The organism is Leptolyngbya sp. CCY15150, assembly GCF_016888135.1.
Lineage (GTDB): Bacteria > Cyanobacteriota > Cyanobacteriia > RECH01 > RECH01 > RECH01.
In genome coordinates this window covers 1-2,781 of record NZ_JACSWB010000097.1, presented here as the reverse complement: position 1 = coordinate 2,781, position 2,781 = coordinate 1, and the positions used below count along the sequence as shown (strand labels likewise).

1 protein-coding gene and 1 pseudogene are annotated in these 2,781 nt (G+C 47.2%); both read left to right on the top strand.

What is annotated here, in order from left to right; all coding sequences use genetic code 11:
* Positions 1-96: 96 nt before the first annotated feature.
* Positions 97-1,560, top strand: a pseudogene (locus JUJ53_RS00855) (IS1182 family transposase); the annotation flags it as partial.
* 85 nt (positions 1,561-1,645) lie between these two features.
* Positions 1,646-2,491 carry an ankyrin repeat domain-containing protein gene (locus JUJ53_RS00850; RefSeq protein WP_204150095.1) on the top strand — a complete coding sequence of 282 codons (846 nt, stop codon included), beginning with the start codon at positions 1,646-1,648 and terminating at the stop codon, positions 2,489-2,491.
* Positions 2,492-2,781 lie beyond the last annotated feature (290 nt).

Here is a 2,781-nt window from a genome sequence, read left to right as displayed (position 1 = left end):
AGCCAAGCAACGGAGTCTGAGAGCCGCCGCTTAATCCCAAACAACTACAGATACAGTTGACTGGCAGCGACTTCTCTCCTATTTCCGATAAAGTCTACTATCCTGCAGTTTGTAGAAGGCTTAAGCGACCGCCAAGCAGCAGATGCCGTGCGTAGCCGGATTGACTGGAAATACTTACTCTGTTTGGAACTTACCGATCCTGGGTTTGACCATACCGTCCTCAGCGAGTTTCGTTGTCGGTTAGTGAACGCCAAGGCTGAGCGTCACATCTTTGACCAGTTGTTACAGTTTTGTCAAGGCAAAGGCTGGCTAAAAGCTCGCGGTCGTCAGCGTACAGACGCGACTCACGTCCTAGCCGCCATTCGAGCGGTGACGCGACTAGAATGTGTAGGAGAAACCCTGCGAGCCGCACTCAACGCACTGGCAGTCGCTGCCCCTGATTGGACAATCGTCCACAGCCAACCGGAGTGGATAGATCGCTACAGCGAGCGAATAGAAGATTATCATTTGCCTAAGTCCAAGGCTCAGCGAACGGCTCAAGCTGAAGTCTATGGTCGCGATGGACTCGCTTTGTTGAGGGCTATTTTTGACCATGCAGGGAGCCCAGCTTGGCTGCGCCAGATTCCAGCCGCTGAGACCTTGAGACGCATCTGGATACAACAATATTATTGCGAGAACGACAACATTCGCTGGCGCACTCAAGCCGAAGTCCCACCTGCTTCTATCATGTTGAGCTCGCCTTATGAACCAGATGCCCACTACGCTAAGAAACATACAACTTCCTGGGTGGGATACAAAGTCCATGTCAGTGAAACTTGTGAGCCACAAGAATTGCACTTGATTACGAATGTAGAAATCTCTCCAGCGCCTGTTGCTGATGGGGATATGACTGAATCAATTCACCAGTCTTTGGACAACAACCATCTCCTACCCAGCAAACATATTGTCGATACTGGGTATCTTGATGCCGAACTGTTAGTAACAACTGACGAGCGATATCAAGTGGATTTGCTGGGACCGACACGCGTCAATCTTCACTGGCAGGCAAAGGCAAATCAAGGCTATGCTGCCGATGACTTTATGGTCGATTGGCAACAGCAGAAAGTCATTTGTCCAGCAGGAAAATCCAGTGTTTCTTGGACGCCAGCCATTGACGGTCGAGATAATGAAGTGATCAACATCAAGTTTGCCACAGCAGATTGTTCAATCTGTCCAAGTTTGCGCTTATGCACCCGCAGTGCGCGCCTGAGGCGCTCGATTACCATTCGACCGGAAGCACAGTACAAAGCCTTGCAGAAAGCTAGGCAACGAGGGCCCACGGCTGACTATCGGGCCGACTATGCGTTGTGTGCTGGGATTGAGGGAACGCTCTCTGAAGGGGTGCGAGCACATGGCTTCCGGCGGGCTCGCTACATTGGCTTAGCCAAAACCCACTTACAGTACCTGATGACAGCCGCAGCGATTAACTGTAAGCGCATTCACAACTGGCTAACTGGCGTGCCTCAAGCCGCTACCCGTACTTCACAGTTTGTAAGACTGATGGAGTCATCTGCAGGTTAAGCAATATTTCGCCACCAGTATCAAAAGTTGCCAAGAGCCCGAAGTTAGGCAAATACGCACCAACACCCAATTAATGGACAATCAGATGTCTAGGACATTTAATTCAGTTTGGGATATAGACTTACAGGATACACATGCCTTGAGTAATCTACATACCTTTTTATCAAATGGGGGAGATCCAAACGAGACTAGGTTCATAAATGGATATTCTCAATCTTTCATCTATAAAGCAACAAGAGAGAAAAAGATTGACGCTATTGAACTTCTGGCTAGAGCTGGTGCGGATGTTGATCTCACTGGAAAAGAACAAATGAGCTTTGGCTCCGCACTCCTAGCAGCATCAGAATTGGGATATCTGGAAATTTGTCGTCTTTTGATTGATTGTGGCGCAGATGTAAATCTTCATGGCAAAGGAACTTTACTGCCAGGCACACTGAATTTGTCGTATGTTGGTACGTCTCCTCTTCATCGTGCTGCCGAAAAAGGTCATAGTACAATTGTAAAACTGCTGCTTGAACATGGTGCTAACCCTAATGTTCTTATTGAACCTATTCCCTTTCTCATGAATTTAGATACACCTATTGCTGCCGCCGCTAGAACAGGAAAACTTGAGACTTTACAAACTTTACTTAAAGGGGGAGCAGATATTGATTTCATGCATCCTATCGGCTTTTCAGCTTTACATGAAGCCGTAAGATTTAGTCACCTGGAAGCTGTAAAGCTATTGCTCGAAAGTGACGCTGATATTAATAAAAGAGGATCTTTTTTTGGAATTACACCTTTATATTTGGCCCAAGATATTGGCAGAAGGAAGGCCAGTATTGCCAACACAGAAATTCAGAAGTATCTAGCTCAGAATGGCGGCATATCTTATATCCACTGGTGGTACTATCCATTGATTATGCTTGGATTTGGATTCTCTTATTACTAACATCTGGATCTCTATATTGAAACGGTAGAGAGTAGGGCAGGCAGAGCTGAATACGACGCCAATAGCAACTAGATTGCGGTTGTTGCTCCACTGAGCGATCACACCGAGATGCTCTATTAACGATACAGGTTACGCCCAGGTAAACCAACGCAGTCAGCGCATCGAGACGATCTTTGTCGACGACACCCCAGCAGGGGTATGGCAACGATTCTGACGAAAAGGTATCACATCTCCCTGAAGCCCTTGTCTGGCAGTAGCTTCAGGAGTGCTACATTTTGTAGTATTTAAGG